General features: G+C 37.5%; 7 protein-coding genes and 2 pseudogenes. 5 read left to right on the top strand and 4 right to left on the bottom strand.

Annotation, left to right across the window (positions count from 1 at the left end; all coding sequences use genetic code 11):
• Nucleotides 1-106 (top strand): annotated as a pseudogene (locus FTT63_RS14750) (IS1 family transposase); the annotation flags it as partial.
• A 33-nt stretch (nt 107-139) separates the two neighbouring features.
• Here FTT63_RS14750 and FTT63_RS14745 read toward each other — a convergent pair.
• Together FTT63_RS14745 and FTT63_RS14740 are read right to left on the bottom strand one after the other, a co-directional pair.
• Nucleotides 140-697, bottom strand: coding sequence for a TetR/AcrR family transcriptional regulator (locus FTT63_RS14745; RefSeq protein WP_005146114.1), 558 nt, complete (start codon nt 695-697; stop codon nt 140-142).
• Nucleotides 698-1,042 (bottom strand): SMR family transporter, encoded by a 345-nt coding sequence (locus FTT63_RS14740; RefSeq protein WP_005146112.1) that lies wholly within the window; start codon nt 1,040-1,042, stop codon nt 698-700.
• A gap of 819 nt (nt 1,043-1,861) precedes the next feature.
• Here FTT63_RS14740 and repM point away from each other — a divergent pair.
• Complete coding sequence (gene repM / locus FTT63_RS14735) at nt 1,862-2,791, top strand: replication initiation protein RepM (protein WP_004871874.1); 930 nt, start codon at nt 1,862-1,864, stop codon at nt 2,789-2,791.
• The gene (locus FTT63_RS14730; protein WP_005265043.1) at nt 2,788-3,084 is read left to right on the top strand and encodes a hypothetical protein; all 297 of its coding nucleotides are present in this window, start codon (nt 2,788-2,790) and stop codon (nt 3,082-3,084) included. The genes repM and FTT63_RS14730 overlap by 4 nt, the downstream gene beginning before the upstream one ends.
• Here the strand turns inward: FTT63_RS14730 and FTT63_RS14725 are convergent.
• Nucleotides 3,081-3,365 carry a hypothetical protein gene (locus FTT63_RS14725; protein WP_004871868.1) on the bottom strand — a complete coding sequence of 95 codons (285 nt, stop codon included), beginning with the start codon at nt 3,363-3,365 and terminating at the stop codon, nt 3,081-3,083. The two genes, FTT63_RS14730 and FTT63_RS14725, sit on opposite strands and share 4 nt — an antisense overlap.
• A 208-nt stretch (nt 3,366-3,573) precedes the next feature.
• Between FTT63_RS14725 and mobQ the strand changes: the two genes are divergently transcribed.
• Together mobQ and FTT63_RS14715 are read left to right on the top strand one after the other, a co-directional pair.
• The gene (gene mobQ / locus FTT63_RS14720) at nt 3,574-4,545 is read left to right on the top strand and encodes a MobQ family relaxase (protein WP_004856449.1); all 972 of its coding nucleotides are present in this window, start codon (nt 3,574-3,576) and stop codon (nt 4,543-4,545) included.
• On the top strand, nt 4,542-5,039 hold the full coding sequence (locus tag FTT63_RS14715; RefSeq protein ID WP_004856450.1) for a hypothetical protein: 498 nt from the start codon (nt 4,542-4,544) through the stop codon (nt 5,037-5,039). The genes mobQ and FTT63_RS14715 overlap by 4 nt, the downstream gene beginning before the upstream one ends.
• Nucleotides 5,040-5,195: 156 nt before the next feature.
• On the opposite strand, the pseudogene FTT63_RS14710 reads toward FTT63_RS14715, so the two are convergent.
• Nucleotides 5,196-5,301: pseudogene (locus FTT63_RS14710) on the bottom strand (IS1 family transposase); the annotation flags it as partial.

The following is a 5,301-nucleotide window of genomic DNA, read 5'->3' as shown; positions in this document are numbered from 1 at the left end:
GATCAGGCGAGGCTTTAGGAGAAGCTGCAACTTCTCCAAAAAGCTTGAAAATCATTACAAAGCCTTTGATTTAGCGTTCTTTTATATCAATAATGGATTCGTTTAATGCCAGCATACTTTTTGAAACACCACCGAGATTTTATGTTAAATAGGTTCGATTAAGCAGATCGTCTTCTAATTTTGAACATTGCTCATCATCAATGACTCCGGTAATACTTTGTAGCCACAACCCATCTGCTGCTAAACGAAGTAACTCTAAATCAGGATGACTATCCGTTTCTGCATGTTGAGATAATCTATTTTTTAGCCATTCCATCCAAATTTTATTAAAGGTAGGCTCTGTGATCATAGTCATTGATAACGCTGACCAAGCAGAAACCACCCCATCTATTTGATGGATAAAAGAACTATGAATATAAGCTCGTGTGAATTTACCATATTCTGTTGGATCGCGTTTAATCAAGTATTCAACTGTTTGATCTAAATCAAGAATTATTTGATTGAACATTTCTTCTATCAAATTTTTTTTATTCGGGAAATGGTGAAATACCCCCCCTTTTGTTATACCTACTGCTGTAGCAATATTTTGAATAGAAACACCAGAAATACCCTTTTGAGAAACAAGAATAGTTGCCTGTTCAAGGATGCGCTTTCGAATAACCTCTGGTTGCTTCTTTTGTTGCCGAATTTCTTTCACTTAATGACCTGCTGATTGCGAAAATAAATTAATAATTATTACGCCAGATACGATAAAACCAATTCCAATTAAAGCAGGATTATCTAGTGTCTGTTTAAAAACAAAGTAGCCAACTACAGCAGTTAGAACAATCCCAACACCAGCCCATATAGCGTATGCGATACCTAAAGGGATTGTTTTAATAACTTGTGATAATAAATAAAATGCCGTGCTAAAAAAAATAAAGACCATCACGCTTGGAAAAAGTTTTGTAAACCCTTCCGATTTAACTAAAAAACTACTTCCAATCACTTCGGAAACTATTGCAAATCCAAGTAATACATAAGCGAGTAACACACTGTTCATAAGTAATCATACCTAAAATATCAATCGGAAGGTATGTTAAATTTTCAAAAAAAAAATTATCAATAATTATTTTAGATTTTCTAAAATTAACATAATACACCTTATACGAAATGCGTTATAATTATCTATAGAAATCAATGCTGTAGTTTCTAGTTTATAGCCCAATCACACCCGATTGGGCTTTTTTATGGATTTTTCACGTTCCACGCCTATTATTTAAGCAATGTTTCACAACTTTGGTTAGCTCCAGTAAATAATTAAAACCTAGATAATAAGAACCGAGCGAGTGTCTACGAGCGATTGAGCATCATCAAAATTTCGCCCTCGCCTTTTCTCTGATTACAAGCTCCCTTTCGATTTTAAACGGTAGCTACAGAGCATCCCGAATGGGTGCGAACTTTGGAGCTTTTGCTTTTCAAAAAGTATGAGCGAAGCGAATACATTACAAATGCTTTTGCTTTTAGATTTCACAACAGGATTAACTAAAAACTGCCCCACGAAGCGAGGAACGAGCTTCAATAGAGTACGAGCTTTAGCGAGTACATAGGGCAGTTTTTAGCACTCCCCTCTCGAAAGGCTTTTAATTATTTTTAAAGCTTTTAATGCTTTTAGACAGGTTGAAACCCTTGTGTAGTAAGTGTTACAGACTATATAAACGGACATTTGCTCTTGTATAAACGGACATTTGCTCTTGTATAAACGGACATTTGCTCTTGTATAAACGGACATTTGCTCTTAATTAAAAGACATTATAAATATTGACCTTAAAAAGATATTAGATTACATTGTCCTTTAATTAGATAATAATAAGTTCTTCTTATGAAAAATAGTTTAGTCGTGAAAGATAATGCTCTAATAAATGCCAGTTACAACCTAGAGCTAACGGAACAACGTTTGATCATGCTAGCTATCATTAATGCTAGAGAATCGGGACAAGGAATCACTGCGGATAGTAAACTGGAAATACATGCTAGTGACTACGCCAAGCTATTCAATGTATCTGCCGATGCGTCATATAAAGCTTTGAGAGAAGCTGTAAATAATCTGTTTAATCGTCAATTTAGTTATACAGCCGAATATAAAAAAACAGGCAAAGTCGGCATTGTTCGATCTCGCTGGGTAAGCCGTATATTTTATGTAGATGACCTAGCATTGTTAGAAATTACTTTTGCTCCTGATGTAGTGCCTTTAATCACACGATTGGAAGAACACTTTACAAAATATGAAGCTAAACAAGTTGCTCACCTAACCAGTAAATACGCCACTAGGCTTTATGAATTGCTGATTGCTTGGCGTGAAGTTGGAAAAGTTCCACAACTAGAACTTAGTGAGTTTAGAAACAGATTAGGTCTTGTTGATAGTGAATACACCGCCATGAGTGACTTTAAAAAGCGTGTGCTTGAACCATCAATTAAACAAATTAATGAGCATACTGATATTACTGTAACGTATGAACAGCATAAAAAAGGGCGGATCATTTCAGGTTTTTCTTTCAAATTTAAGCAAAAACAACAGCCAAAAGTTGAAGCAAAAAGAGATCCAAACACGCCTGATTTTTTTATAAAAATGACCGATGCACAACGCCATTTATTTGCGAATAAAATGTCAGAAATGCCTGAAATGGGGAAATATTCACAAGGTACAGAAAGCTACCAACAATTTGCTATTCGTATCGCTGATATGCTTTTAGAGCCTGAAAAATTCAGAGAGCTTTATCCAATTTTAGAAAAATCAGGATTTCAGCCATGATTAAATTAAATAACCTATCAACCGATCTAAAGCATGTGACCGTTGAATACCTCGACATCGTAAATTATGAAATTGCGAGGGAAAATATATGCGGTTATATCTTCCTATTATCCCGACTATCCAAAAATGCCAAACCCACCGAAAAAATGCAGATGGAAAGCAAAATACAGGACTTAATTTACTATCGGGATCATTTGCAGATAGAGGACAAAGACAATATTCAAAAGGTTTTAAACACGCTCATTCCCGAGTATCAAGCCGAACAGAATAACCAAACAGCTAAGAAAAATTAGGCTTCAATGTCGGGCAAATCAAAAAGCTGTCGATCTCTATTTTCTGTTAAATATTCGTTGAGTTCAGCGAGTATTTTTTCTTTATTAGCTTCATTTGCCTGCATTTTCTTAATCAAGTAAGAACCGAGCAAAATTTTACGCCTAGTATCATCCTTGCGCTCCTGTTCTTTCTTTTTGGTACGTTCTCTTGCTTCAATAGCCTGTTTCTGTGCTTTTAACTGTTTCAGCTTCTCTAACTGGGCTTCAATTTTCTTTTCGATATTTTCAGCAGATTTAGTCATAACGGTTAATTTCGGAATATAGAAAACCACTCAAGCATAAGACCCTATGAATTGAAATTCAAGCGGGTAATATGCTATCGTGTTTTTCATGAAATGCGCACTTACGACTTGAACAAAGTTCAAGTCAAAGTTGCGCAAGGGGACACCCCTTAACCCCAAAAAACTGCTACGCAATTTTTTAAAAGCAAAAGCACCCCAAGGCGACTGCATGGCAATTTATCATTGTTCCACTAAAACGGTGAACCGAAGTTCGGGGCGAACTGCGGTTGCATCATCTGCATATCGTGCAGGGGAAAAACTAGAAGATGAACGCACAGGACTGACCCATGACTTTACGAGAAAAGACGGTGTCGCCCATTCTGAAATTCTGTCTAATTTAGATATTGAAATTGACCGTGGTGAACTTTGGAACTTGGCAGAAAAAACCGAAAACCGTAAAGATGCCCGAACCGCTAGAGAATGGGTCATTGCCCTACCTGATGAATTAGACGCTGATCAACGTAAGGACTTGGCAAAAGACTTTGCCAGGTCCTTAGTTGATCGCTATGGAGTGATCGCAGATTTAGCCATCCATGAACCCAGCAAAGGCGGTAATGATAAGAATCATCACGCCCATATCATGCTTACCACCCGAAAAGCCGAATTGGACACGGACAATAAACTCACCCTGACCACCAAAACCGATATTGAACTCAGCAACGCCAAACGAAAAAGCCTTGGTATGGGTACAACCCAAGACGAAATTAAACAGATTCGGGAAACGTGGGCAAATTTAGCCAATCACGCATTAGAACGAGCAGGCTACCGAGAAAAAATAGATCACCGCAGCTATGCCGATCAGAATAACGGACTACAAGCCACCATCCATGAAGGCACTAAAGTCACCCAATTACGCAGACAAGGCATAGACACTGAAATCAGCCGTTTTAATGACAATGTGAAACAGCAGAACGCCCAACAGCTTGACCAACAGAAACAGCAGAAAGAGAGCGTTTTACAGCGTGGTTTAAACCGTGTCGATCAAGGTTTTGATCAATGGCAGAAGAACCAAGAAACCAAACGTCTAGAACTGGAACGCCAAGCGGAAATGAAACGACAGCAAGAATTAGATAAACAACGAGCCGAGCAAGCACTCCGCAAGGCATATCAAAAACTAAGTAGAGGCGGAATGTCATTATGAGTAATCAAAATGATTTAGATGACCAGTTATATATTTTATTGGCATCCATGAAGGAATATCGAGAAGCCATAGCAGACGATAAGAAGCGATTAGAGCAGTTTTACAACCAAGTCGCTAGTGGAGTGCTAGACAAGGCTGAAAAATCGCTAGAAAACACAAATAAGAAGCATACAGGTGCATTAAACAACAGTATTCAGGCATTAAACGAAGCTACAAACAGGCTCAACTTAAAACTTATCTTTATTTTTGCCAGCACGTTTGTTGCTGTGATGATGGTGTTCATTTTGGCTATCTTTTTATACATACCAAGCAAAGACGAAATTGATGAACGTAGAGCAGATATGGCTGTACTAAAAAAATATCCGCTACAAATTCGAGAAAGTGATGGTGAAACATTGGTGAGAATAATGAGGAAAAATTGCTACTCGTTTGAACCGAGTAGTGTCAAAGAAAAAACGTATGACTGGTGTCAGATCGACCCTAAAAAATACTAGTTGATCGGTACTTTGCTTGGTTTTTCTCATTACAAATCAAATTACAGCAAGCGCAAAGTTGCCCGACTTTGAAACATGGCTTTAGCCATCTTTCAAAGCATCGAGCTGAAATTTCGCATAAGAGATTTTGGTGGTGTTTCAAAAAGTATGCTGGCATTAAACGAATCCATTATTGATATAAAAGAACACTAAATCAAAGGCTTTGAAATGATTTTCAAGCTTTTTGGAGAAGTTGCAGCTTCTCCTAAAGCCTCGCCTGATT

The organism is Acinetobacter sp. C15 (assembly GCF_013420645.1).
In the GTDB taxonomy this organism is placed as follows: Bacteria; Pseudomonadota; Gammaproteobacteria; order Pseudomonadales; family Moraxellaceae; genus Acinetobacter; species Acinetobacter indicus.
The sequence above is the reverse complement of the archived record's forward strand: the minus strand, read 5'-3'. Positions and strand labels throughout refer to the sequence as shown.